18 protein-coding genes are annotated in these 26,335 nt (G+C 40.2%); all 18 read left to right on the top strand.

Annotation, left to right across the window (positions count from 1 at the left end; all coding sequences use genetic code 11):
* Positions 1–63: 63 nt before the first annotated feature.
* Positions 64–756 carry a GntR family transcriptional regulator gene (locus tag KO534_RS05650; protein ID WP_252731966.1) on the top strand — a complete coding sequence of 231 codons (693 nt, stop codon included), beginning with the start codon at positions 64–66 and terminating at the stop codon, positions 754–756.
* Complete coding sequence (prpB, locus tag KO534_RS05645; RefSeq protein WP_215928260.1) at positions 753–1,634, top strand: methylisocitrate lyase; 882 nt, start codon at positions 753–755, stop codon at positions 1,632–1,634. Before KO534_RS05650 ends, prpB begins: the two co-directional genes overlap by 4 nt.
* Positions 1,635–1,720: 86 nt before the next feature.
* The gene (gene prpC / locus KO534_RS05640; protein ID WP_215928257.1) at positions 1,721–2,845 is read left to right on the top strand and encodes a bifunctional 2-methylcitrate synthase/citrate synthase; all 1,125 of its coding nucleotides are present in this window, start codon (positions 1,721–1,723) and stop codon (positions 2,843–2,845) included.
* Positions 2,846–2,910: 65 nt separating this feature from the next.
* Positions 2,911–5,517, top strand: a complete 2,607-nt coding sequence (gene acnD / locus KO534_RS05635) for a Fe/S-dependent 2-methylisocitrate dehydratase AcnD (RefSeq protein ID WP_215928253.1) — start codon at positions 2,911–2,913, stop codon at positions 5,515–5,517.
* A 12-nt stretch (positions 5,518–5,529) separates the two neighbouring features.
* Complete coding sequence (gene prpF / locus KO534_RS05630) at positions 5,530–6,714, top strand: 2-methylaconitate cis-trans isomerase PrpF (RefSeq protein ID WP_215928251.1); 1,185 nt, start codon at positions 5,530–5,532, stop codon at positions 6,712–6,714.
* A gap of 46 nt (positions 6,715–6,760) precedes the next feature.
* Entirely contained in the window at positions 6,761–8,911 is a 2,151-nt protein-coding gene (locus KO534_RS05625) for a prolyl oligopeptidase family serine peptidase (RefSeq protein WP_215928249.1), read from the top strand.
* Positions 8,912–9,058: 147 nt separating this feature from the next.
* Positions 9,059–9,757, top strand: coding sequence for an SIMPL domain-containing protein (locus tag KO534_RS05620; RefSeq protein WP_215928247.1), 699 nt, complete (start codon positions 9,059–9,061; stop codon positions 9,755–9,757).
* Positions 9,758–9,785: 28 nt separating this feature from the next.
* A complete protein-coding gene (locus KO534_RS05615; protein WP_215928234.1) occupies positions 9,786–10,286 on the top strand; it encodes a GAF domain-containing protein in 501 nt (166 codons plus the stop codon).
* Positions 10,283–10,570 carry a hypothetical protein gene (locus KO534_RS05610; protein ID WP_215928231.1) on the top strand — a complete coding sequence of 96 codons (288 nt, stop codon included), beginning with the start codon at positions 10,283–10,285 and terminating at the stop codon, positions 10,568–10,570. The genes KO534_RS05615 and KO534_RS05610 overlap by 4 nt, the downstream gene beginning before the upstream one ends.
* Before the next feature lie 20 nt (positions 10,571–10,590).
* The gene (proQ, locus tag KO534_RS05605; RefSeq protein WP_215928230.1) at positions 10,591–11,235 is read left to right on the top strand and encodes an RNA chaperone ProQ; all 645 of its coding nucleotides are present in this window, start codon (positions 10,591–10,593) and stop codon (positions 11,233–11,235) included.
* 4 nt (positions 11,236–11,239) lie between these two features.
* Positions 11,240–13,279 (top strand): carboxy terminal-processing peptidase, encoded by a 2,040-nt coding sequence (gene prc, locus KO534_RS05600; protein ID WP_215928229.1) that lies wholly within the window; start codon positions 11,240–11,242, stop codon positions 13,277–13,279.
* Positions 13,280–13,345: 66 nt separating this feature from the next.
* A complete protein-coding gene (locus tag KO534_RS05595; RefSeq protein ID WP_215928228.1) occupies positions 13,346–14,683 on the top strand; it encodes a sodium-dependent transporter in 1,338 nt (445 codons plus the stop codon).
* Between the two features lie 37 nt (positions 14,684–14,720).
* Entirely contained in the window at positions 14,721–16,220 is a 1,500-nt protein-coding gene (nhaC, locus tag KO534_RS05590; RefSeq protein WP_215928226.1) for a Na+/H+ antiporter NhaC, read from the top strand.
* A 73-nt stretch (positions 16,221–16,293) separates the two neighbouring features.
* Complete coding sequence (gene pepN / locus KO534_RS05585; protein ID WP_215928224.1) at positions 16,294–18,909, top strand: aminopeptidase N; 2,616 nt, start codon at positions 16,294–16,296, stop codon at positions 18,907–18,909.
* A gap of 31 nt (positions 18,910–18,940) precedes the next feature.
* Positions 18,941–19,162, top strand: coding sequence for a DUF2835 family protein (locus KO534_RS05580; protein ID WP_215928222.1), 222 nt, complete (start codon positions 18,941–18,943; stop codon positions 19,160–19,162).
* Between the two features lie 534 nt (positions 19,163–19,696).
* Positions 19,697–24,535, top strand: coding sequence for an NAD-glutamate dehydrogenase (locus KO534_RS05575; RefSeq protein WP_215928220.1), 4,839 nt, complete (start codon positions 19,697–19,699; stop codon positions 24,533–24,535).
* Positions 24,536–24,670: 135 nt separating this feature from the next.
* Positions 24,671–25,678, top strand: a complete 1,008-nt coding sequence (gene pyrD / locus KO534_RS05570; protein ID WP_215928218.1) for a quinone-dependent dihydroorotate dehydrogenase — start codon at positions 24,671–24,673, stop codon at positions 25,676–25,678.
* Between the two features lie 127 nt (positions 25,679–25,805).
* Positions 25,806–26,315 (top strand): cell division protein ZapC domain-containing protein, encoded by a 510-nt coding sequence (locus KO534_RS05565; RefSeq protein ID WP_215928216.1) that lies wholly within the window; start codon positions 25,806–25,808, stop codon positions 26,313–26,315.
* The last annotated feature ends 20 nt before the right edge of the window (positions 26,316–26,335 follow it).

Raw genomic sequence — 26,335 nt, 5'->3', positions numbered from 1 at the left:
ATTGTCGACACTTTACCCTTGATCTTTTTGTTATAAGATTTATTATGGGGGTATTAGTTTTAATTGTCGACAATAAAGCCATTGCAAACAACCAACAACCTATCTCCGAGCATTACACGTGCGGATACAGTTTTTATCGACCTTCGGCAACGTATTGTTGAAGGTGATATTAAAACGGGCTCAAAATTGAGTGAGCCCGAACTGTCTAAATATTACGAAATTAGTCGCTCTACGCTTCGCGACGCCTTATCTAGGCTAGAAGGTTGTGGTTTGCTTGAACGTAAAGCCAACATCGGTTATCGCGTAGTGACTTTGTCTACACAAAAGTTACTGGAGATTTTTCGTGTGCGAGAATCTTTAGAAGGTATGGCGTGTCGCCTAGCAGCGCAAAATATGTCTGCGTCTCAAATTGCAGATCTAAAACATTTGCTCGAAGTCCATAATCAACATGAGTCTTTGCAGCAAGGTGAAGCCTATATACAAGAAGAAGGTGATTTAGACTTCCATTTTCGTATTGTAATGGGAAGCGGCAATATTCTGCTAACTCGCCTTTTGTGTGAAGAATTATACTATTTAGTTCGTATGTACCGGTATCAATTCGGTATGGCGAGCCCTAGAGCTAAAAGAGCCTTTTCTGAACACCACCACATTATTCAAGCCATCGAAGATAAAGATGGTGAACTGGCTGAAATACTTATGCGTAGGCATATTTCAGCGTCACGTAAAAACGTCGAAAAACGGATGAATACCCTATGAAAACTCCCGGACAACGCTTTCGTCAAGCTTTAAAAGACAACCAACCGTTACAAATTGTTGGCACCATTAATGCCTATTCAGCGATGATGGCAAAACAAATCGGACATCAAGCAATCTATTTATCAGGCGGTGGTGTGGCTAACGCTTCCTATGGATTACCCGATTTAGGCATGACTTCTTTAAACGATGTATTAGTAGACGTTCAGCGAATTACTGCTGCTTGTGATTTACCACTATTGATTGATATCGATACCGGATGGGGTGGTGCCTTTAATATTGCTAAAACCATTCGTGACATGGAAAAAGCCGGTGCAGCTGCGGTACACATGGAAGACCAAGTTGCTCAAAAACGCTGCGGTCACCGACCCAACAAAGAGATTGTGTCTACGGAAGAAATGGTAGACCGAATTAAAGCTGCGGTTGACGCACGCACCGATCCTGATTTCTTTATTATGGCCCGCACAGACTCATTTGCGCAAGAAGGACTAGAGGCCGCAATTGAGAGAGCAAAGGCCTATGTAGCAGCGGGGGCAGATGGAATATTTGCAGAAGCGATAAAAACAGAACAACACTATCGTGCTTTTTCAGAAGCTTTGGACGTACCTATTCTGGCAAATATCACAGAGTTTGGCCAAACTGAACTTTGGAATAAGAAGGAATTAGGCGAGTGGGGCGCCGATATGGTGCTTTACCCTCTTAGCGCATTTAGAGCGATGAATAAAGCGGCTGAAAATGTGTATCAGTCTATATTGAGTAGCGGCGATCAAAAAGCCGTAGTAGACACCATGCAAACCCGTGCAGAGTTGTATGACTATCTTGGCTATCATGCATACGAGCAGAAATTAGACTCACTATTCTCTGAAGGTAAGAATAAGTAAAGCAAGACATTGAACCCAGTAGATAACTATAAACCTTACAACCTTTGTTTTTAAGCAAAGGTTTAAATATATAAGTTGGACAAAAAATGACTGATAAAAAATTAAGTGGTGCAGGCCTTCGTGGTCAAAGTGCTGGTGAAACTAAACTTTGTACTGTTGGTAAATCAGGCTCAGGGCTTACCTATTGTGGATATGATGTGTCAGACCTGGCAGACAATGCCACATTCGAAGAGGTAGCCTATTTGTTGTTTAATGGTGAGCTACCTAACCAACAACAACTAGACACTTATAAAGCACAGTTACTTAAACAAAGAGATTTACCACAAGCGCTTAAAGATGTCTTAAAACTTATTCCTGCTGATGCCCATCCAATGGATGTAATGCGTACAGGTTGTTCATTTTTAGGCAACATCGAACCTGAAATGGACTTTAGTGAACAAAATAAAGCGGCTAATAGATTGCTCGCCGCGTTTCCAGCCATCATGTGTTATTGGTATCGATATAGTCACGACGGAATTGAAATTGATTGTGTCACTGATGAAGATTCTTTAGGCGGGCATTTCCTTAAATTATTGACTGGAGATTCCCCATCTGAGCTTCATAGTAAAGTGATGGATGTCTCTCTAATTTTATACGCTGAGCATGAATTTAATGCATCTACTTTCACGGCTCGCGTGTGTGCTTCTACTTTATCTGATATGTATTCTTGTGTGACTGGCGCCATAGGTTCGCTTCGAGGTCCTCTACATGGTGGTGCAAATGAAGCGGCTATGGACATGATCCAAAAATTTAGCTCTCCGTCTGACGCAAAACAACAAATGGCTGGTATGTTAGAGCGTAAAGAAAAAATCATGGGATTTGGTCACGCGATATATCGTGAGTCTGATCCTCGTAATGTCATTATCAAAGCCTGGTCAGCAAAACTAGCAGAGGAATTTGGTGATAGTTCACTTTATGATATTTCAGTCGCTTGTGAAGAATTTATGTGGGATACCAAAAAATTATTCTGTAATGCGGACTTCTTCCATGCTTCGGCCTACCACTTTATGGGAATACCTACTAAGTTATTTACCCCAATATTTGTGTGTTCACGCTTAACGGGATGGGCTGCACACATTATGGAACAACGCTCGAACAATCGTATTATTAGACCAAGTGCTGATTATATCGGAGCAGAACCAAGAAAAGTAACCGCCATTAGCCAACGATAATAGCCTTCTATTAACAGGCCGAACATTTCGGCCTGACGTCCTTTCTTTAAACTCTGGATATTTTTATGAATTACGAACATCGCAAACCTCTTCCCGGTTACTCTATTGGTGGGGTCAATGTTGACTACTTTGATACCCGTGAAGCAATAGAAGCCTTTAGCCAAGGGGCTTACGCTAAATTACCTTATACCTCCCGAGTGTTAGCCGAACAACTTGTCAGAAAATGTGAGCCAGAATCACTCAAGGATTGCTTAAAACAAATTATCCACAACAAACAAGAACTGGATTTTCCGTGGTATCCAGCACGAGTTGTTTGTCACGATATTTTAGGGCAAACCGCGTTGGTTGACTTGGCCGGATTGCGCGATGCAATTGCTGAACAAGGTGGTGATCCAGCTAAGGTGAATCCTGTTGTACCTACGCAGTTGATTGTGGACCATTCTTTAGCTGTTGAACATGATGGAAACGACCATGATGCTTTTAATAAAAACAGAGCCATAGAAGACAGACGTAATGAAGATAGGTTCGATTTCATAGAGTGGACCAAAACCGCCTTTAAAAATGTTGATGTGATTCCTGCTGGCAACGGCATTATGCATCAAATTAATTTAGAAAAAATGTCCCCGGTCATACAGTTGCGTGACGGTGTGGCATTTCCCGATACATGTGTAGGCACAGATAGTCATACTCCCCATGTAGACGCCTTAGGCGTAATTGCGATTGGAGTAGGTGGACTAGAAGCGGAAACCGTGATGCTTGGTCGCCCATCTATGATGCGTTTACCTAGTATAATTGGCGTAAAACTTTCAGGTAAGCGACAAAGTGGGATCACTGCCACAGATATTGTTTTAGCTATTACAGAGTTTTTACGTAATGCCAAAGTTGTGTCTGCTTACCTTGAATTTTTTGGAGAGGGTGCATCTGAATTAACCATTGGTGACCGCGCAACTATTTCAAATATGACGCCAGAATATGGTGCATCTGCGGGTATGTTTTATATCGATCAACAAACCATTGATTATCTTAAAATGACGGGCCGCGAGCCAGAACAAGTTGAGTTGGTAGAAACCTATGCTAAACATACCGGCCTTTGGGCTGATGACCTAAAAGAAGCAGAATACCAGCGAGTTTTGGAGTTTGATTTGTCCTCTGTTGGCCGCAACATGGCTGGCCCGTCAAGCCCCCATAGCCGCGTCGCTACCAGTGATTTGGCTTCAAAAGGCATAGCCTATAGTGTTGAACAAAAAGAAGGTCAAATGCCTGACGGGGCAGTGATCATTGCGGCGATTACTAGTTGTACCAATACGAGTAATCCTCGTAACGTTGTGGCGGCTGGTTTAATTGCCAAAAAAGCCAATGAATTGGGACTTCTTCGAAAACCTTGGGTGAAATCATCCTTTGCACCAGGCTCTAAAGTCGCTAAATTCTATTTAGAAGAATCAGGTCTATTACCAGAAATGGAGAAGTTAGGCTTTGGTATTGTGGGATATGCTTGCACCACCTGTAACGGCATGAGTGGCGCATTAGATCCTGTTATTCAAGAAGAAGCAGTAGAACGCGATCTATACACAACTGCAGTCTTATCTGGTAACCGAAATTTTGACGGGCGAATTCATCCTTATGCGAAACAGGCATTTCTAGCATCACCACCTTTAGTGGTGGCTTATGCCATTGCTGGGACTATACGTTTCGATATTGAAAAAGACGTACTGGGTTATGACACTAACAACCAGGCTATTAGACTCAAGGATATTTGGCCCAGTGATGAGCAAATAGACGCGATAGTGTCGCAGTACGTTAAACCGGAACAGTTTAAAAAAGTGTATACCCCTATGTTCGATTTAGGTTCTTTTGAAGCGGCTAAGAGCCCGTTGTACGATTGGCGACCACAAAGTACTTATATCCGCAGACCGCCCTATTGGGAAGGAGCCCTTGCAGGAGAACGCACCATGAAAGGCATGCGTCCATTGGCTGTATTAGGTGACAATATTACAACTGACCATTTATCACCTTCTAACGCCATTATGTTAGACAGCGCGGCAGGTGAGTATTTAGATAAAATGGGCGTGCCCGAAGTCGACTTTAATTCTTATGCTACACACAGGGGCGACCACCTTACAGCGCAACGTGCCACTTTTGCTAATCCCAAATTGTTAAACGAAATGGTATTGAAAGACGGAAAAGTGCAGCAAGGATCGTTAGCTAGACTAGAGCCTGAGGGCAAAGTCATGCGAATGTGGGAAACCATAGAAACCTATATGCAACGTAAACAACCGCTGATTATTGTTGCTGGTGCTGATTACGGACAAGGCTCTTCTCGAGATTGGGCCGCTAAAGGTGTGCGTTTGGCAGGTGTTGAAGTTATAGCGGCTGAAGGTTTTGAACGAATTCACCGCACAAATTTAGTGGGTATGGGGGTGTTGCCTCTTGAGTTTAAACCTGGCACAACACGACATACTTTAAATATAGACGGTACCGAAACCTATGACGTTATTGGTGATTATGCTGCAGGCAAAACCTTAACTTTAAATATCACCAGAAAAAACGGTTCACAAGTTCAGGTTCCGATGACATGTCGCTTAGATACTGCAGAGGAAGTTCGAGTTTACGAAGCAGGCGGAGTACTACAACGTTTTGCTCAAGACTTTCTTGAGTCTGCGGTGACAGAATAAGGAGTGATTGAAATGAGCCATAGTCAACAACTTGCTGTACCTGCCACCTATATGCGAGGTGGTACCAGCAAAGGCGTATTTTTCTGTCTTAATGACTTACCTGAATCAGCACAACAGCCAGGGCCATCTCGAGATAGTTTATTGTTAAGGGTGATTGGTAGTCCTGACCCTTATGGAAAACAGACAGACGGTATGGGAGGTGCCACATCAAGCACTAGCAAAACCGTTATTTTGTCGAAAAGTGGTCACAAGGATCACGATGTTGACTATCTATTTGGCCAAGTGTCCATTGATAAACCCTTTGTAGATTGGAGCGGGAATTGTGGCAACTTAACAGCTGCTGTAGGCTCATTTGCTATATCCAACGGTTTGGTTGATGCAAAGCGTATCCCTAAAGATGGCGTGTGTGTGGTACGTATTTGGCAAGAGAATATCAGTAAAACTATCATAGCCCATGTACCTATGACAGATGGTCAGGTTCAGGAAACCGGTGATTTTGAGTTAGATGGTGTGACGTTTCCCGCGGCCGAGGTCAAAGTTGAATTTGTTGAGCCTGTAGATGGTGATGAGGCGATGTTTCCTTCAGGAAACCTTGTAGATGATTTGCACGTACCTGATATTGGAGACTTTAAAGTCACCATGATCAACGCAGGTATCCCCACCATTTTCCTAGATGCATCTGCGTTAGGGTATTCTGGTACTGAATTGCAAGATGCCATTAATGGCGATGATATCGCTTTGGAACGATTTGAAACCATACGCGCATATGGTGCCTTAAAAATGGGAGTTATCAAACATCTAGATGAAGCAACAACCAGTCAGCATACTCCTAAAATTGCATTTGTTGCACCAGCTGCACAGTATTTAACGTCTAGTGGCAAAACTATCAATGCACAGAGTATTAATTTATCAGTTAGAGCACTTTCAATGGGCAAACTGCACCACGCCATGATGGGTACTGCCGCTGTTGCAATAGGCACAGCTGCTGCTATTCCAGGCACTCTAGTTAATTTAGCCGCCGGTGGCGAAGAATTGCAGTCAGTTATTTTTGGTCATCCTTCAGGCACTTTGAAAGTGGGAGCTCAAACGCAGTTTGAAAATGGCATGTGGAAAGTTAACAAGGTATCCATGAGTAGAAGTGCTAGAAAGTTAATGAAAGGAGAGGTATTTATTCCATCTGATGCATTGTTAGAGTAATTTTTAGGTTAGCATGGCTAAACAAATAAATTCCTAAGGGGTAATAATGAAAACAAACTTACTAACCACTGTTGCTGTTGCAAGTACATGTATATTCGTTGGCTGTAGTAATCCTGAACCAGAACAACAAGATAAATTGGACCAAACTCCCCTTATGACAGAACAATCTAATGAAGCACCGTTGTGGCTAGAAGAAGTTGAAGGCGAACAAGCCCTGACTAAAGTGAATCAATGGAATGAGACTACCCTAGAGAAGTTAATGGCGGATAAGCGTTATCAACAATACTTTGATGCTGGCTTAGAAATTGTTAACTCAAAAGATAAAATTCCCTACGGTACTTATCGAGGTGGCTTTGTATACAATTTTTGGCAAGATGAAGATAATGTTCGCGGAATGTTAAGAAGAACAACACTAGAGGAATATGCTAAAGCACAACCTAAATGGGAAGACTTACTCAGCATAGATAACCTAGCAGCGTTAGAAGAAAAAAACTGGGTATATAAAGGTTCTACCTGTTTTGAAGGTAATTACGATCGATGCCTTATATCCTTATCCGACGGTGGAAAAGATTCGGTAGAAATACGCGAATGGGATCACGCATCTCAAACGTTTGTGGACGGTGGTTTTGCGTTGCCTGAAGCAAAAACAGACGCCAATTGGAAAGATATTAATAACCTTAATATCGCCACAAACTGGGGAGAAGGCTCGTTAACTGAAAGTGGTTATCCATATATCGTTAAAACCTTAAAAAGAGGACAGCCACTCACTGAGGCTAAACAAGTTTTTTCTGGTGAAAAAGGTGACGTTGGAGTCTTTCCATTTTCCATCAAGTTCGATGATAAAAATCTTAACATGCTGGTACGTGCGCGTACTTTTTATGAATCAGAATATTTCTGGCTTCCTGATGATGGCAGCGAAGCTAAGCAATTACCTTTGCCTTCAAAAGTAAGTCTAGAAGGTGTGTTTAAGGGACAACTCGTTTTGTCTCTAAATCAACAGTGGTCACCGACTGGTTCGCAACAAACCTTTGAAAGCGGAGATTTAGTTTCTTTTGATTTGAGTCACTGGCTGCAAAAGCAGCAAATCAAAAACTTACAACTGATATATCATCCAGATGAACGCTCCACTGTTGATGGTGTGTCTATTTCAGCCAACAAAGTGGTGTTAACGCTGTTAGAAAATGTCAAAAGTAACCTCTATTTGTATGACTTTGACACTAAGTGGTCACATATAAAGTTAGCTATGCCAGAAAATGGTTCGATGTCAGTTTCATCGGTTAATCAAGACAGCGATATCATTTTTGTCAATCAGGAAAGTTTTGTTGCACCAGACACCTTGTTTAAAGTAGATGTCAAAAGTATCACTATCACTGAAATAAAATCTATTCCTGCTCGATTTGATGCATCGGACATTGTGGTTGAACAATTTCAAGCCACTTCCAAAGATGGTGAGAAAATACCTTATTTTGTGGTTAGGCAAAAGGACATTAAATATGATGGCTCAAACCCAACTTTACAATATGCTTATGGTGGCTTTCAGGTCTCATTAAAACCGAGTTATTCTGGGATACTGGGCAAAAATTGGCTTGAGCAAGGCGGGGTGTATGTGTTGGCCAATATTCGCGGGGGAGGAGAGTTTGGGCCTAATTGGCATCAAGCTGGACTAAAAACCAAACGTCAGGTTATCTATGATGACATGATCGCGGTTGGCGAAGATATTATTGCTAAGAAAATCACCTCACCCGAAAATTTAGGGATAATGGGTGGCTCAAACGGGGGCTTGTTAATGGGGGTTATGTATACCCAAAGACCAGACCTCTGGAATGCCGTTGTTTGTCAAGTGCCTTTGTTAGATATGCTGCGCTACCACAAATTATTGGCAGGGGCATCTTGGGTAGGGGAATATGGTAGCCCTGATATTCCTAATGAGCGAGAGTTCTTGGAAAAAATATCGCCACTGCATAATATTGATCCCAAAGGAGATTACCCATCAATATTGTTTGTTACTTCGACTAAAGACGATAGAGTGCACCCCGGTCATGCCAGAAAGATGGCTTATCTATTGGAAAATTATGGTCATGATTTCGAATATTATGAAAATATAGATGGTGGGCATTCAGCGTCGGCTAATTTGCGTGAAACAGCCAAACGAACGGCCTTAGAATATACATTTTTATCGCAAAAATTAATGGACTAAGAGTCTTTGTGGCAGCGACTAAGTGTTGCTGCCATTTGTTGATGTTCAATATTGTAAGGATTGCACTTGGTTCATACTTTATTCATTTCTATATATTTATGATAGCGCCTCTTTGAATTTGAAATGTCCCACTATTGAGGTTTTTATATGCGAATTTGTCTACTATTTTGTCTCACGCTTTTGATTGGCAATACCTTTGCTAAAGAAAACTCTAACGTTAAACAACACAAGAGCATTGAGGTCTTTGGTGCGGGAAGCATACAAAGTGTCCCAGATCGCTTTAGTTTTAGTTTGTCTATTGAGGAAAAGGGAAAAGTTGCAGCCCACCTTAACCAAGCCATTATTGAAAAGTCGAACTCGGTAATACAAGCCCTATTCGAAATAGGTGTCGATAAGCAACAGGTGCAATCTTTACAAATACGATTTAATCCTTGGATTGAATACAAAAATAACACCCAAGAACAAAAAGGTTTTATTCTAACTAGGCAGATAACGGTAACTTTAGATTCGTTAACCAAATACGAACAGTCAATAGATGCCGTTCTAAACCTTGGTGTGAGTCATATTAATCAATTTATTTTTTCAAATAGCCAAGCTGACAAGCATTACCAAGCTGCGTTACAACAAGCTTTAATAAACGCGCAACAACGAGCAACGGATATGGCTAAGGTATTGGGCTTGAAATTATCTGGTGTAATATCCATATTAGAGCAAACATCAGGGCAGCCTGCGCCAATAATGGCTAAAGCGCGGCAATTCCAAGCGTCTGAAAGTTACCAAGCTGGAGAAATGTTGACCGAGGCAAGGGTTAAGGTAGTCTTTGCTTTGCAAAACGCTTCTAAATAGAAAGTAAATTTATATTAGGTTGAAATTGATGGTACAAAACAAACAGCAACACTATGTGCAATTGGCACAACAAATCGAAGCAATAGTTGCTGGTGAGCAAGATTTAATCGCCAATATGGCGAACATAAGTGCAATACTTTATTGGGGATTAGAAAAAGTAAATTGGGCAGGATTTTATTTGTTAAAAGACGACCAATTAGTTTTGGGACCATTTCACGGACAACCCGCCTGTATACGTATCCCAATTGGCACCGGGGTATGTGGTACAGCAGTTTCCGAAAATTCCATTCAATTAATTGAAGATGTGCATCAGTTTTCAGGACATATTGCTTGTGATGCCGCTTCAAATTCAGAAATTGTGTTGCCTATTTTAAAAGATGACCAGATTATTGGTGTCCTTGATATCGATAGCCCTGAAATTGCCAGGTTTGATCTTGAAGACCAAACGGGGCTTAGTCGTATTGTAGATATATTACAAGGCGCCATATGTAAGGTGGTAACAGATAATTCTGGGAGTAAATCGGCGTGAAGAGCAGTATCGATATTCAAGTGGTTCTGGCAACAGTTGAGGATATGGATTTTTGGGACGAGCGAGCGCCTGACGCTACGGATAGGATAAATACTATTCTTCATATGCTTTATGATAAAGCTGATGAAGACATAAATTCGACGTCTTTAGAGAATATGATCCAATATATTTGGGAAAATTGGCGAGAAGATGCTCATTTACTCGATATTGATGAAGATGATTTGTATGACTGGGTTGACCAACTTCTAGCAACTTGGGATGATGAGCACCAAGAACCCCGTTAACGAACTAACTAGAAGACTGAATGGACAATCTACAGAAATTTACGAACAGCAAAGAAGTCATTGGCTTCCTAGTCGAACAATTCCCCGCCTGTTTTAGTAACAAGGGTGATGCTAAACCTTTAAAAATTGGTATTTTTCAAGATTTAGCTGAACGATTAGAGAACGAAGAGCGCGTCAGTAAAACATTGCTACGTTCGTCATTAAGGCATTACACCAATAGTTGGCGTTACTTGCATTGCATCAAAAATGGTGCGAAACGCATTGATTTGGATGGCAATGAAGTTGCAGATATTGAAGATGAACATATCGAACACGCTAAAAAACAGCTAGACGAAAGTAAAGCTAAAGTAGCAGAAAAGCGTAAAGAACAAAAAGCAGCCGGTGCAGAAGTAAAAAATAACTTTAAAAAGAAAGAGGCACCGAAATTTAAACCTACTTCAAAAGTTGTTAAACAAGATCAAACCAAGGTTAAAAAGCCCCCCGCTGAACGTTTGGAGCAACAACATATCGTTGCAGGAACAGCAGTAACAGTGAAAATTGGCAAGAGTCCTATGCCCGCAACTATCACAGATGTCAGTAAAGATGGCATTCAAGTGCAACTTGATACAGGAATGGTTGTCAAAGTTCAGTTGGAAAACCTGAGGTTGGCTCGTTCTAAAAGGTAAAATAATGATTAAATCAATTCGTATTTCAGTGGCATCAGCCTTATTGGTGATGAGTTCTGGCTCTTTAGCAATAGAGAGTAGTTTGGGTGTGAAAGATTTACCCAAATTGACACAAGAGTCACAACATGTGGCTGCAGCAAAAAGGGTATCCTCACAATTTTTACGATCTCACTATAAACAAATTGATTTAGATGATGCCTTGTCACTCAAGATTTTTGACCGCTTTATTCGGTCTCTCGATTTTAATCGAAATGTGTTTACCGCAGAAGATATCAAGAGTTTTGAAGCATATAAAAGTAAATTTGATGATGCAATTGAGCGAGGCAATTTAAGTATTGCCTATGAAATTTATCAACTTAATATGCAGCGACGCGCACAAAGATACGAATACGCATTAACCTTATTAGATAAAGAATTTGATTTTGCAAAGCCTAACGATAAATTTAATTACGATCGTGAAGATGCACCTTGGGCTAAGAATACTCAAGAGTTAGATGAGTTGTGGCGTCAAAGAGTCAAGTACGACGCCCTCAACTTAAAACTAGCGGGTAAAGATTGGCCTAAAACACAAGAATTACTGACAAAACGCTACGAACGCGCTATTAAACGCCTAACTCAGACCTCTAGCGAAGATGTATTTCAAACGGTAATGAATTCGTTTGCCCGCAGCATAGAAGCGCATACCAGTTATTTATCACCGAGGAACGCTGAGCGTTTTCAAATGGAAATGAACCTTTCTTTCGAAGGGATTGGCGCGGTGCTGCTTAGTGAAGATGACTATACGGTTATACGAAGTGTGGTTCCTGGCGGACCAGCAGATTTGTCAAACAACATTAAGCCTGAAGACAAAATAGTGGGTGTTGCCCAAGACGACGATGAATTTGTCGACGTTATCGGCTGGCGTTTAGATGAGGTCGTTGAACTTATTAAAGGACCCAAAGGCAGCATTGTAAAATTACAAGTGGTGAAAGGTTCCTCTGAGTCTTCAGTACCTGTAGTGGTTAAATTAACCCGAGACAAAATTAAGTTAGAAGATAGGGCGGCCAAATCCGAAGTCTATATTCCTAAAGATGGTCCACATAAAGATCAGAAGTTAGGTGTTATTTCTATTCCTTCTTTCTACAATAACTTACACAAAGACGTTAAGAAAGAAATAGATAGCCTTAACGAACAAGGTGTTTTGGGGGTAATTGTTGATTTGCGTGGCAACGGAGGCGGCTCGTTAACTGAAGCCACTTTGCTATCGGGATTGTTTATTGATAAAGGCCCAGTTGTACAAATACGCGATGGAGCAGGGCGTATTCGACTCGAAAAAGATGTAGACGGTAAGGTTTTTTACGACGGTCCTTTGACTGTTTTGGTAGACAGATACAGTGCTTCAGCATCAGAAATTTTCGCCGCAGCTATGCAGGACTATAATCGCGCATTGATTCTAGGCGAACAAACTTTTGGTAAAGGTACAGTGCAACAACATCGTCCACTTGGACGCATTTATGACTTGTACGAAAATCCACTAGGTAGTGTTCAGTTTACTATTGCGAAATTTTACAGAATCAATGGTGGCAGTACTCAGCACAAAGGAGTAATCCCGGATATTTTATTTCCATCTGTCATAGAGCATGCTGATTGGGGGGAAAGCCAAGAAGAAAACGCTTTGCCTTGGGACAGTATTGCTAGAGCCAATTACACAACTTTTGGTGAAAATAAAAATACTGTAAAAGGTTTAACAGAGCTGCATAATCAAAGAATTAAAAAGGAATTTAATTATATATACGAAGATTTAGAGCGTTACAGAATTAAGAAGGAAGACAAAACAATTTCTTTGGTTGAAGCAGAGCGTCTTCAAGAGAAAAATGAAAATGAAAAACGTAGCCTTATGCGCACGAATGAACGTCTGGCGCGTTTAGGGTTAGAAAAAGTAGAGAACTTGGAAGACTTACCTGAAGAATTAGAATCGGTCGATCCGTTTTTAGAAGAAGCGGCGAACATTACCTACGATGTGTTAACTATGGGTAAGTACGCCATTAACAGCGACAAAAATTAAGAAGAGGCTGCATTATGCAGCCTTTTAAATTCTTAAATATAATAATAAAAATAATAAGGGCAACACATGGCGGTACGCGGAGAGTTTTCGTCTCGAATGGGTTTTGTGCTGGCTGCTGCTGGTTCAGCAGTAGGTCTAGGGAATATATGGGGGTTTCCCACTCAAGTAGCCAGCAATGGTGGCGCAGCATTTGTTTTAGTATATATCATACTCGCATTCCTTCTCGCCTATCCAGTGCTGATGGCTGAATTAATCATTGGTAGAGCGACACGTTCGAATATGGTTGACGCGCTGGGCAAAATATCTGGCAGTAAAATTGGGCGCGCTACGGGGGTGTGGGGATTTGTGACTGTTTCATTGATCCTTTCGTTTTATGCCTTAGTTGCCGGTTGGATGTTATCGCACTTTTTGCAAACCATCAGTAATATGGTTGGTCAAGAAACGATTTCAACTTGGTTAATTTCTTCTTCATACACCAGAGACATACTTTTCTCAGGCATCTTCTTATGTTTAACCGCCAGTATAGTTACGGGAGGTGTTAAACAAGGGATTGAACTTTGGTCAGTTCGATTAATGCCTGCTCTTTTCTTAATCATTGGATTATTAATCATCTATGTATCTACTCAAGATGGTGCCGCAGCAGGTTGGAAAGCGTATTTACTCCCTAATTTTAGTTTAATCATGGAACCAGACCTATTGATTAGTGCAATGGGGCAAGCGTTTTTCTCTATGTCGTTAGGGGTCGGTACTATGTTGGTATATGGTTCTTATGTCAGCAAAAATGAAAACTTACCGACACTCGGGGCTTCAGTGGCGTTAGTGGATATAGGTGTCGCAATTTTAGCAGGTATGCTAATTATTCCTGCTATGTATGTGGCTTTGCATAACGGTGTGAAAATATTTTCTGATAGTGGTGCACTAATTGAAGGTCCTAATCTAATATTTGCGGTACTTCCTTCGTTATTCGAAACCATGGGAACCGTCGGCATATATGTGGCCTTTGTTTTTTTCGCACTAATGATAATAGCGGCATTAACATCTTCCATATCGATGCTTGAAGTACCGGTTGCTTTTGTAGTCGAAAGTAAGGGAATTGATAGAAAACGAGCAGTATGGACATTAACGCTGATTATCTTTGCACTGAGTTCTACTATTGCATTGAATATGGGGAGCTTATTTGGATTGGTCATTGATTTAACTACTAAATATAGTCAGCCTTTACTGGGTTTAGTGTTATGCATATTTGCTGGATGGGTCTGGAAGCGTGATCAAATTTTGACGGAATTAAAACTAGGTAATGAACAAGCTGAACATAGTGTTTTCTGGAAAATTTGGCCGTGGTATGTACGTTTTGTCTGTCCAGTAGTGATAGCCATTATGTTTTATCGTTCTATCGCTGGTTAATACAGCTTATCTAGACTTTTCAGGATAGTTTAAATTTATGACAATTGAAAAAACAAAAGCCGAAGCTTCATTATCTGATGCACTAATACCAATCATAATTTTAGTCGCACTGTTAGGCGGTTCGGTCTATTTATTTGAAGATAATTCCTCGTTTGGTCCTAATCAAATAGCATTATTGATAGCCATGGGTATCGCAGCAATAATCGGTCTAAAGAATGGTTATAGTTGGGATGATATTGAACAAGGCATCATCAAAGGGATCTCTCGGTCCTTAGGCGCAATTCTTATTTTGTTAGCTGTTGGTTCGCTTATTGGTACATGGATGTTGGCTGGGACGGTTCCCACCTTAATTTATTACGGATTGGATTTACTAAACCCGTCGATGTTTTATGCGGCCAGTTGTCTTATTTGTGCAGTCGTTGCTATGAGTATTGGAAGTTCTTGGACTACGGCTGCCACTGTTGGTGTGGCGCTAATGGGCGTGTCTATAGGAATGGGAATGTCTGAAGCAATCACCGCCGGCGCAATTATATCGGGGGCCTATTTTGGAGATAAGATCTCGCCACTGTCAGAAACAACTAATTTGGCACCTGCTATAGCTGGTACTAATTTGTTTGAACATATCCAATATATGTTGTGGACAACCATACCAAGTATTGTCCTGACACTGATTTTGTTTGTAGTGATTGGATTAGGGGCAGATTTACCCGAAGCTGCCAGCAGTATTCAAGAAATGCAAACCTTGTTGCAGCAAGAGTTTAATTTGGGTTTACATATGTTAGTACCACTATTGGTATTGTTAACTATGGCCATTAAAAAAGTGCCAGCGTTTCCCGCTGTTGCAATCGGGGCTTTGTTAGGTGGCGTATGGGCTGCAGTATTTCAACCTGACGTTATCGCCAGTTTAGCTGGAGAAGGTGTAAGTGCGCTTCGTGGCTCAATAGTTGTAGTTTGGACAGCTTTGTTTGACGGCGTATCGTTTTCTACTCCAAGTGACACTTTGAATGACTTGTTAAGCCGAGGTGGGATGTCAAGCATGCTGAATACCATTTGGTTAATCATGTGTGCCATGACATTCGGTGCCGTATTGGAAAGAGTGGGTTTACTTAAACGAGCAGTTAGCGCGTTTTTAAAAGGTGCAAAATCAGCTGGAGATATGATTACCCGAACGATTTTGACGAGTATTGGTACTAATATCATCACTGCAGATCAATATATGGCAATTGTTATGCCTGGTAGAATGTACAAAAATGAATTTGAAAAACGTGGACTTCATCAGCTAAATTTATCCCGTAGCTTGGAAGATGGTGGCACCTTAACGTCACCTCTTATTCCATGGAATACTTGTGGTGTATATATGCACGGTGTATTAGCTGTTAACCCGTTAGATTATATATTCTATACGTTTTTTAATTTAATTAACCCCGTGTTAGCCATTATCTATGCTTACCTTGGCATTAAAATTTTGCGTATACCCATTCCAGAGGTTAATGCCGACGCTGAGCAACTAAAAGAGCCCTTAGAAACAAAGGTCTAATGTGTAAAATTGCTGCTTAGCAGGCAGCAATTTTAGTCTCTCTAGTTAATTCATTTTTATTATTGAGGATATAATGTCCACTATACTTCCCGCTGTAAAAAAACGAGCTGATTATCAACAACCAGATTTCTCAATCAATCATGTCGATCTCGAATTCACTTTATTAGAAACAAACACAAAAGTGGTGTGTGTTTCACAAGTCACAAGAAATGGACAACATAACAACGCACTTGTTTTAGATGGCGAAGGTATTAGTCTAAATTCAATACAAATTGATGGCGTAGCTATCAGTTCATATCAGCTAACAGAGACCACGTTGACTATTGATATAGATAATGGTTGTAATGAATTTGAATTGCGTATCGAAAATACCCTTAATCCAAAAGAAAACTCTAGCCTAGAAGGGCTCTATCTTTCAGCTGGAGCATATTGTACGCAATGCGAGGCGGAAGGGTTTAGAAAAATAACCTACTTTTTGGATCGACCAGATGTATTAGCTAAATACGATGTGACGATTATTGCGGATAAGGAAGCATTTCCCTATTTGCTCTCCAATGGCAATAAAATCGATTATGGCGACTTACCAGGTGGAAAACACTGGGTAAAATGGTCAGATCCTTTTTATAAGCCATGTTATCTATTTGCTTTAGTCGCCGGCGATTTTGACCTGTTGAAAGATACTTTTGTCACCCAGTCGGGCAGAACTATTGCATTGGAACTTTTTGTAGATAAAGGCATGATTGGTCGAGGGCAGCACGCACTCGATTCACTTAAAAATGCCATGAGATGGGACGAAACCGAGTTTGCATTAGAATACGACCTCGATATTTATATGATAGTCGCTGTAGACTTTTTTAATATGGGAGCGATGGAAAACAAAGGGCTAAATGTATTTAACAGCAAATTTGTATTAGCTGATGCAGAAACTGCTACCGATGAAGATTATTTTAATATTGAAGCCGTAATAGGCCATGAGTATTTTCATAATTGGACTGGGAATAGAGTCACTTGCCGAGATTGGTTTCAACTAAGTTTGAAAGAAGGGTTAACGGTTTTTCGCGATCAGCAATTTAGTGCTGATATGTCCTCTTCAATCGTTAACCGTATTCAAAACGTCAGAATTATTCGAGAGCGTCAATTTGCTGAAGATGCTAGCGCGATGTCGCATCCAATTAGGCCTGACGAAGTAATTGAAATGAATAATTTCTATACTGTGACTGTATACGACAAAGGGTCTGAGGTAATCAGAATGTTGTTCACCTTGTTAGGAAAATCTGGATTTTTAGCGGGTATAAAACTGTACTTTGAACGCTTCGATGGGCAAGCCGTGACTTGTGATGATTTCGTACAAGCCATGCAAGATGCCAATAATAAAGATCTGTCTCAATTTCGTCGTTGGTATGGCCAATCTGGAACGCCTCAGGTAGTCGTAAAAGATGCTTATGATCCAAATACTAAGACCTATCGAATAGATTTTGAACAGTCTCATTCAGCGACTTTTGATCAAAAAGAAAAGCAAAATTTGGTGATACCTATTCAATTTAGTTTACTCAATGATAAACGCGAGGCGTTGAAACTCAATAATGCTAATGATGTACAAACCACAATTGAACTCAAAGACACAACTCAGAGTTTAGAATTCAAAGACGTAAATTCTAAGCCAATTCCATCGCTACTGCATGGATTCACTGCGCCCGTTCGACTTAATTACGAATACAGCCAACAGCAGTTGGAAAATGTGATGTTGGGTTCGCCCGACGAATTTGCACGTTGGGACGCGGCACAAATGTTATTTAGTGACTGCATTCATAACTTAGGTGCTAAAACTGCTCAGCAACAAGAGGCGTCAATTAAAGAAACTGTGGCTATGTTTGAACCTGTTTTTCAAGCTACTGATATCACCTTAGCATTAAAAGCAGAAATGCTCACGCTTCCTAGTTTTGAAACCTTATTCCAACAAAAGAATCGCGTAGATATTGATGTTTTAAATCAGTCAAGAAAACGCTTATTTGCTGCGTTAGCGCAAACCTTCCAAAAAGACTGGCTTGCCCTATATTCTGCGTTTGAAATGAAGGCCTATGCCTATGAACCGATACAGGTCGAACAAAGAAAGATGCGTAATTTGGCCCTTAAGTATTTAACGCTTTCTGGACATTCAGATACTAAAACTCTTTTGAATGAACAATTTAGTAAAGCGGACAATATGACTGATACCTTAGGGGTACTCAATGCAGCACAACTGGGAGATTTGAGCTTATTTGAAAAGCTAATGTTGGAATTTGAACAAAAGTGGCAAGCTGATCCCCTTGTTTTGGATAAATGGTTTGCGTTACATGCTAACACCGATCGTACTGATATTCTGTCACGTATAACTATGTTGATGGGACACAGTCAATTTACTATCAGTAATCCGAATAGAGTTCGTGCGTTAATCGGAACATTTAGCTTTTTTAATGTTGCCGGATTCCACAATATTGACGGTTCAGGTTACAAATTTGTCGCTGATTACCTGATAAAACTAAATGAGGTTAACCCTCAAGTGGCAGCTCGGATTATTACGCCCTTAATACAGTGGCAAAAAGTGGATGAGACCAGACAGCAGCTTATGCAGCATCAGCTTATGCGGATTGGAGACACCCAAGGTTTGAGTAAAGATTTATTTGAAAAAATAACTAAAAGTCTGCCATAGCGTCGTGGGTTCTTAATCTAATAAAACAAACATGCAAACCTTCTATTTTACCTTATCGCTCAAATATGAGTTATGTGAACAACTTTATAGACCTGGTATTAATACCGTGGTTATGCAGGCTGACAATGGGAAACGGATCCAGTTACCAGTTAAAAACTTAAGGCCCCACGTCAGCCCTATCGGTATCAAAGGGCGCTTTAGGTTGGTGATTGATAATAGTAATAAAATTAAAAGTTTCGAGAAGATTGCATAGCCTTCTCATTACTCATCTTCAGTTACAGCGTCCTTAGGTAAAATATGGGGCGTTTTGGTTTTAGCCCTTGTTACAACGTATTAAAGCATCGGTGGTTTTTACCCACTATGAATAAGCAAACTGAGTAAATTTTACTCGAGCCTCTCAATTATTCGTTTTTCCTTGGTTTCAGCCTGAGCATTGCATAAATTAGACATTGCACTCCATCCTAGTTTGAGCGATTAAAGCACTAGAGGTAGTTCAATATTTTATCAAAAAATATTTGCATAATTATTAGCGTGATTTGTGGCTTGCAACGATGTTTTTGTCTTTTTTATGCTGTGAATTTGCATAGCTATGAATTTTGTTAAAATTAAGTAAATATAAGTCTTTTATTGCTTGATAATTTTAGCGAGAATAACCTATAAAATACAAAAAACTGTATATATCTCAGTCTTTTGTCTAATCTAGTATGGCTAATGTTTAAAAGCTTAGTATGCTTAGTAATGACAAATTTTCCTACCACTCACATGTTATATAAGAATGGGCAAACACATGACGGTTGCAGATAACCAACATTCAATTCTACTTGAAAATGTCTTTAAACTAATTAATAAAAAAGTGGCTCCTGAACGAGTCGAACAAGTTACAAATTTTTCGAAAATACTATTTAAAAATATAGCGCGAGATGATTTAGACAATCGCAGTGATGATAATTTGTACGGTGCGACATTAAGTCTGTGGAATCAATTTGTAGACTATAAAGGTGACGCACCTTTTATTCGTGCTTTTAATCCAGCAATAAGTAAACATGGGTGGCAATCCACGCACACTATTGTAGAAATTATCGTTACTGATATGCCATTTTTGGTGGATTCGGTTCGAATGGCATTGAACAAAATGGGTATTACCGCACACTTATTGTTGCATTGCCCAATAGGTCTTAAAAGAGATAAACAACACTCTTTTGTCTCTTTCGAAGACTCCAACAGTAAAAACAAAGAGATAATCAGGCAAACCGTATTTCTGATCGAAGTAGACAGACAAACTTCAAAGCAGGCACTAACGCAACTAACTGAAGAGTTAATGTCAGTGGTGAACGACGTGTCTCTTGCTGTGCAAGATTGGCAGCCAATGCGAGCTAGATTAAAACAGATAATTGATGAGTTTCCTAAAAGTAACTGTCCAATTTCGGCACAAGAAAAGAAACAAACAGAAAACTTTTTGACATGGTTAAACGATCATAATTTCACCTTGATGGGGTATCGATCTTATAGTGCTAAAGGCATAAAAGGGGACTATCGTTGGGTAGCAGATAATGACTCTAGTTTAGGGTTGATGAAAAACTCTAAAACGAATCGAGAACGAGTGTTATCCAATATTCCGTCTTCTGCTAGGGAAGAGGCTTTGAGTAACAATCCTTTGATGCTAACCAAGACCAATTCGCGCTCAAGAGTACATCGACCAGCCTATTTAGATTATGTGGGAATTAAACGATTTGATGAAGCGGGTAAGGTGGTGGGTGAAGATAGGTTTATCGGTCTATATTCAGCTTCATTTTATAATAGTAGTGCAACACAACTACCCGTGTTGCAGGACAAAATCGATGCGATATCTAAACTGTCTGGATTTGATCCAGACTCACACGGTCATAAGGCGTTTCTGAATATCATAGAAACCTATCCACGAGATGAATTATTGCAAGGTAGCGTAACCGAACTAGCGCAGATTATTTTAGGTATTTTCCAAATGCAGGAGAGGGGGATTTCGAGGTTATTCGCCCGTAAAGATGTGTTTGGAAGGTTTATATCCTGTTTAGTTTTTGTTCCTAGAGAGCGTTACAACACCCAGTTGCGAAAAGATACACAAACACTTTTGCAACAGTCATTCGCCAGCGAACAAGAAGTGGAATTTACGACTTACTTTTCAGAGTCTGTGTATGCGAGAACGCATTACATTGCCAGAGTGAAAAACAACAACGCGGATTATAATGTGAAGGATATCGAGAAAAACATCATAGAGTTAACTAAAAGCTGGGATGACAGACTAGCGAATACGATCCGTTCTAATCATGGTGAGGCTAAAGGTAAAAGGTTTGAACAAAGGTACGTCAATGCTTTTCCTAGCAGTTATAAAGAATATAACCTGCCTAGCGCCGCATTAGTCGATATTGAAAAACTTGAGTTACTCAATACAGAACATACTCTAGACATGTTGTTCTATCGTCCGCAAGAAGAAGGACCAGAGAGCAAAGCGGTTCGTCTAAAGCTTTTTCATAAAAATGAGCCTATTCATTTATCCGCCGTATTACCTATGCTAGAAAATTTTGGCCTTAGGGTCATTGATGAAAGTCCCTATAAGATTAGTCCAAATGGAGAACAAGTTAATTGGATTATGGACTTCTCTATGCTGCATAACACCAGCAATGATATGGATATGGAGCAAGCACAAACCTTATTTCAAACTGCGTTTTCGAAAGTGTGGTACAACGCTTTGGAAGATGACCCCTTTAATCGACTAGTCTTGGGTGCGGGATTAACAGGTAGAAACGTCACTATTTTACGTTCTTATGCTAAGTACATGCGTCAAATTGGTAGTTCTTTCAGCCGTGATTATATTGCAAACACACTGGCCAACTACCCAAAAATCGCTACGTTACTTGTAGAATTATTCCACCAAAAATTTGATCCTAGTGCCAAACGTAGTGATAAATTGGAAGAAGCCACACTTAATACGATTAAAGAACAGTTAGAGAATGTTTCTAACCTAGATGATGACAGGATCATTCGTCGTTATTTAGATTTAATTTTAGCGACACTTCGTACCAATTTTTATCAAAAAGATGAGCAGGGCAACGAGAAGTCATACATTTCCTACAAAATGTTGCCTGAACTTATCCCCGACATGCCGTTGCCTCGCCCAAAATTCGAAATATTTGTGTATTCCCCGCGAATTGAAGGTGTGCATTTACGCGGTGGCAAAGTTGCCCGTGGCGGTTTACGTTGGTCGGACCGACAAGAGGATTTTAGAACAGAAATTTTAGGTTTAGTGAAAGCCCAGCAAGTAAAAAATACTGTGATAGTGCCTGTAGGTGCCAAAGGTGGTTTTGTTTGTAAAAACCTACCTATGGATCAAGGCCGGGAAGCATTTCAAAAAGAAGGTCAAGAATGCTACAAAATATTCATCCGCAGTTTATTGGATATCACCGACAATATAGTCGAAGGCAAAGTGGTGCATCCTAAAGATGTGGTTAGATTGGATGAAGACGATGCCTATTTAGTTGTTGCTGCAGATAAGGGCACCGCTACTTTTTCAGACATTGCCAACGGAATTTCAGAAGAGTTTAATTTCTGGTTAGGCGATGCATTTGCGTCAGGTGGTAGCATTGGATACGACCATAAAAAAATGGGTATTACTGCGAAGGGAGCCTGGGAATCAGTTAAACGCCATTTCAGAGAAATGGGTAAAGATTGCCAAACCACTGATTTTACCTGCGTAGCTATAGGCGACATGGCCGGTGACGTGTTCGGTAATGGCATGTTGTTGTCTACTCATACGAAACTAATTTGTGCGTTCAACCATTTACATATCTTTTTTGATCCCAGCCCTAATATTGAAACCACCTATAAGGAACGACAACGTTTATTTGATAATCCTTCTCTTAGTTGGGACGATTACGATCGTAAACTTATTTCGAAAGGTGGAGGTATTTTCAACCGCTCAGCCAAGTCCATTAAGCTGACAACAGAAATGAAAAAATGGTTGGGTACTAAACAACAAAGTATGACGCCAAACGAACTTATCCATAACGTTTTAAAGATGCCAGTTGATTTACTTTGGAATGGTGGCATAGGTACCTACGTTAAAAGTACTAAAGAGAGTCATGCCCAAGTTGGCGACAGAGCCAATGACGATGTACGAGTTAATGGTAATCAATTACAAGCAAAGATTATCGGCGAAGGTGGTAATTTAGGTGCAACTCAACTCGGCCGAATCGAGTTTGCGGCCAATGGTGGTAAGGTCAATACCGACTTTATTGACAACGTGGGTGGGGTAGATTGTTCCGATAACGAAGTGAATATTAAGATTTTGCTTAATTCTTTAGTGAATGCTGGCGACTTAACCATTAAACAGCGTAACAAGATTTTGTACGACATGACTGATGAAGTAGGCGACTTAGTTATTCATGATTGTTATCGTCAAACCGAGTCGATATCTATATCTGCCCTAGGCGGGGTAGGTCAATTAAGAGAGCAGCTTCGGTTTATACATGCTCTCGAGCGAGAAGGTTACTTAAACCGAGAGTTAGAGTTTATTCCAGCAGACGATGAAATTTCTGATAGATTAGCCAGATCCAGTGGTTTAACTAGACCTGAGTTATCAGTATTGATTGCCTATGGAAAAATGGTCATGAAAGAGCTATTTAACGTTGCTCCTATTACCGATAATCCCTATCACGGTAAACTTCTAATTGAAGCTTTTCCCAAGAAACTGCAAGAAAACTTCTCTGTTCAGATGCAGCAACATCCCCTAAGAAGTGAAATCATAGCCACTAAGTTAACGAATAATATTATTAACGATATGGGTATGAATTATGTATTTAGGATCCAAGAAGAAACAGGAGCGGGTGTTGATGAAATAGCCACGGCTTACTCGGTGGTGAAAGGTATTTTTGGCATGCAAAGCTTGTGGGATGATATTGAAGATTTAGATAACAAGATATCCTCTGACGTGCAGTTGCGTATGTTAGATAGTATGCGTAGAACTATGCGTAGAGCCTCTCGCTGGTATTTACGTCATGGTAGCAAAACGCTTAGTATTCAGGAGTCTATTGACAGTTATCGTTCAACCTTTGATGACCTATTTGCAAATATCCAAGATTATCTTGTCGAAAGCGAATATCAACAACTTGAAAGCTTAAGCTTAGAATTGACCTCTGCGGGAGTTCCGGATGCTATTGCCTATAGAGTGGCATCACTTAGCAATATGTTTCCTTGTATGGATCTATCACAAATTGCTGAAACTGAAGGGCGTGACATTAAACTAGTGTCTAACTTGTACTTTAAGTTAGGTTCAAAACTTGAATTACATTGGTTCTTATCTCAAATAGACGGACAAGCGGTAAGTAACCATTGGCAAGCGCTAGCACGGGCGTCATACCGTGAAGAGTTAGATTGGCAACAACGTTCTATCACATCAGTGTTATTGGCAGAAGATCCAAAAAATAACGATGCAGAATCGATTTTAAATAATTGGATGGAGAATAACCAAGTGTTACTCGATCGCTGGTATCATATGATGTCTGAATTTAAAACCAGCAGTACTCATGAGTTTGCTAAGTTTTCAGTGGCACTTAGGGAGTTAATGTTATTAAGCATCAACGCCAGTAGCTGATAATTGCACCTACTCAATTAAGATCATTACTCATATCACTTCAAATTTATTGTTGAAGTGTTGTGGGGATTTGTTTAACAACGCCCTGGTTTTCGCTAAAACGTACCGGGGCTTTTTTATGTTTAAAGAGAAATTATGTATCCCCTTATACAAAAATTATTGTTTACTCAAGATGCCGAATGGAGCCACGACTTCACAATTAACTGGCTGAAACGCACTCAAAACAGTTTGCTGGATTGTGTATATAGGCAAAATTTACCTGATAAACCGGTTACAGCTTTTGGCTTAACCTTTAAAAATCCACTCGGATTAGCGGCTGGATTAGATAAGAACGGTGAGTGTATTGATGCATTTGCTGCTATGGGATTTGGTTTTATAGAAATTGGAACGGTTACACCTAAGCCGCAACCGGGTAATGACAAACCTAGGATGTTTAGATTACCGCAAGGGAAGGCCATTATTAATCGAATGGGATTTAATAATAAGGGAGTAGACAATCTAGTTGAAAATGTAAAACGAGCAAAATACAGCGGAATATTGGGGATAAATATTGGTAAAAATAAAGACACACCCGAAGAGCAGGCGCTACAAGATTATCTAATTTGTCTGCAAAAAGTATATAACTATGCCAGCTATATTACGGTCAATATCTCCTCGCCAAATACACCAGGATTAAGAAACTTACAACATGGTCAAGCATTAGATGAGCTTCTTGTCGGACTCAAAGCTGAGCAAAAACAGTTGCAGACTAAACACAATAAGTATGTGCCGATCCTAGTGAAGATCGCACCTGATCTAACTGACCAAGAGATTGTCGACATGTCAAATTCTTTGATCAATGCCGAGATCGACGGGGTCATTGCAACTAATACTACTTTAGATAAAACCACAGTAGAGGGACAACAGTATTCAACAGAAACTGGGGGGCTCAGTGGCGCAGTATTATGCCCTAAGAGTCAGGCGGTGACTGAGAAGCTTTGCAAGCAGATCAACGGTAGGATACCGGTTGTAGGCGTAGGGGGTATTCACTCCGCAAGCACAGCAAATGAAAGGATCAGTGCTGGATCGGCTCTGATCCAGTTGTATTCTTCGTTGATCTATCAAGGCCCGAAAGTGATCAAAGAGATCGTTAATTCCATATAATGATCTTGCTTTGATCTGTTTCTTTTATACTAAATAAATAGGTAATAAATTGCCCAAAGGCTAAAAACATATGTTAGGTTTTTAGCCTTTATTATCTATCGAGTTTGTTCTGTTTATGCTGCAACCCATGTCAGATTGGTATTGGTTTTCTGAAAATAGTCAGCTTATGTTGTCTATGGGAAAGGAATGGCAGTGCACCACTGCGTATGGACAAAAACAAATTATAGATATACCTAAGTCACAACTGTTCAGTTTATGTGATACTGAATATTATTTATCTTTTGGCAATCATTTAGTTGCCAGTGGAGCGCGATTTTCTGAAGCGCAACTAACTCACATCTTGATTAATGCCACAGCGGCAATAATGTTTCACAAACCAGTCACCCCTAAAAGTTGGTTTTTTGACGAAATAGAGTCCTTTGGCTCTCACAATAGATTATCGAGAATATCGAATCGGTTTGATTCTGGTATCGTTTTGGTTTTAACAGACGAACAGTCGTTGGTGACTTGTATGTTGATTTCTTCGAAACTGCAGTTAAACGAAAACAAATTTCTAAAGCAATTCGAGCTGATTAAAGTCGCTAAAAATCGGCTTGAACCTCTAATGTCGGAAATAACTTCTCAGTTGACCGCTTAGTATTGCCGCCTTAAATTAAT

Source organism: Paraglaciecola arctica, assembly GCF_018861065.1.
Classification (GTDB): domain Bacteria; phylum Pseudomonadota; class Gammaproteobacteria; order Enterobacterales; family Alteromonadaceae; genus Paraglaciecola; species Paraglaciecola arctica_B.
Note: the sequence above shows the minus strand (reverse complement) of the source record. Positions and strands in the feature narration are given on the sequence as shown.

Bases quoted from the DNA above. Each gene is read 5' to 3' on its own strand.
- prpB (WP_215928260.1), top strand. From the start codon at position 753: ATGAAAACTCCCGGACAACGCTTTCGTCAAGCTTTAAAAGACAACCAA.
- prpC (WP_215928257.1), top strand. From the start codon at position 1,721: ATGACTGATAAAAAATTAAGTGGTGCAGGCCTTCGTGGTCAAAGTGCT.
- acnD (WP_215928253.1), top strand. From the start codon at position 2,911: ATGAATTACGAACATCGCAAACCTCTTCCCGGTTACTCTATTGGTGGG.
- prpF (WP_215928251.1), top strand. From the start codon at position 5,530: ATGAGCCATAGTCAACAACTTGCTGTACCTGCCACCTATATGCGAGGT.
- KO534_RS05625 (WP_215928249.1), top strand. From the start codon at position 6,761: ATGAAAACAAACTTACTAACCACTGTTGCTGTTGCAAGTACATGTATA.
- KO534_RS05620 (WP_215928247.1), top strand. From the start codon at position 9,059: ATGCGAATTTGTCTACTATTTTGTCTCACGCTTTTGATTGGCAATACC.
- KO534_RS05615 (WP_215928234.1), top strand. From the start codon at position 9,786: ATGGTACAAAACAAACAGCAACACTATGTGCAATTGGCACAACAAATC.
- proQ (WP_215928230.1), top strand. From the start codon at position 10,591: ATGGACAATCTACAGAAATTTACGAACAGCAAAGAAGTCATTGGCTTC.
- prc (WP_215928229.1), top strand. From the start codon at position 11,240: ATGATTAAATCAATTCGTATTTCAGTGGCATCAGCCTTATTGGTGATG.
- KO534_RS05595 (WP_215928228.1), top strand. From the start codon at position 13,346: ATGGCGGTACGCGGAGAGTTTTCGTCTCGAATGGGTTTTGTGCTGGCT.
- nhaC (WP_215928226.1), top strand. From the start codon at position 14,721: ATGACAATTGAAAAAACAAAAGCCGAAGCTTCATTATCTGATGCACTA.
- pepN (WP_215928224.1), top strand. From the start codon at position 16,294: ATGTCCACTATACTTCCCGCTGTAAAAAAACGAGCTGATTATCAACAA.
- KO534_RS05580 (WP_215928222.1), top strand. From the start codon at position 18,941: ATGCAAACCTTCTATTTTACCTTATCGCTCAAATATGAGTTATGTGAA.
- KO534_RS05575 (WP_215928220.1), top strand. From the start codon at position 19,697: ATGACGGTTGCAGATAACCAACATTCAATTCTACTTGAAAATGTCTTT.
- pyrD (WP_215928218.1), top strand. From the start codon at position 24,671: ATGTATCCCCTTATACAAAAATTATTGTTTACTCAAGATGCCGAATGG.
- KO534_RS05565 (WP_215928216.1), top strand. From the start codon at position 25,806: ATGTCAGATTGGTATTGGTTTTCTGAAAATAGTCAGCTTATGTTGTCT.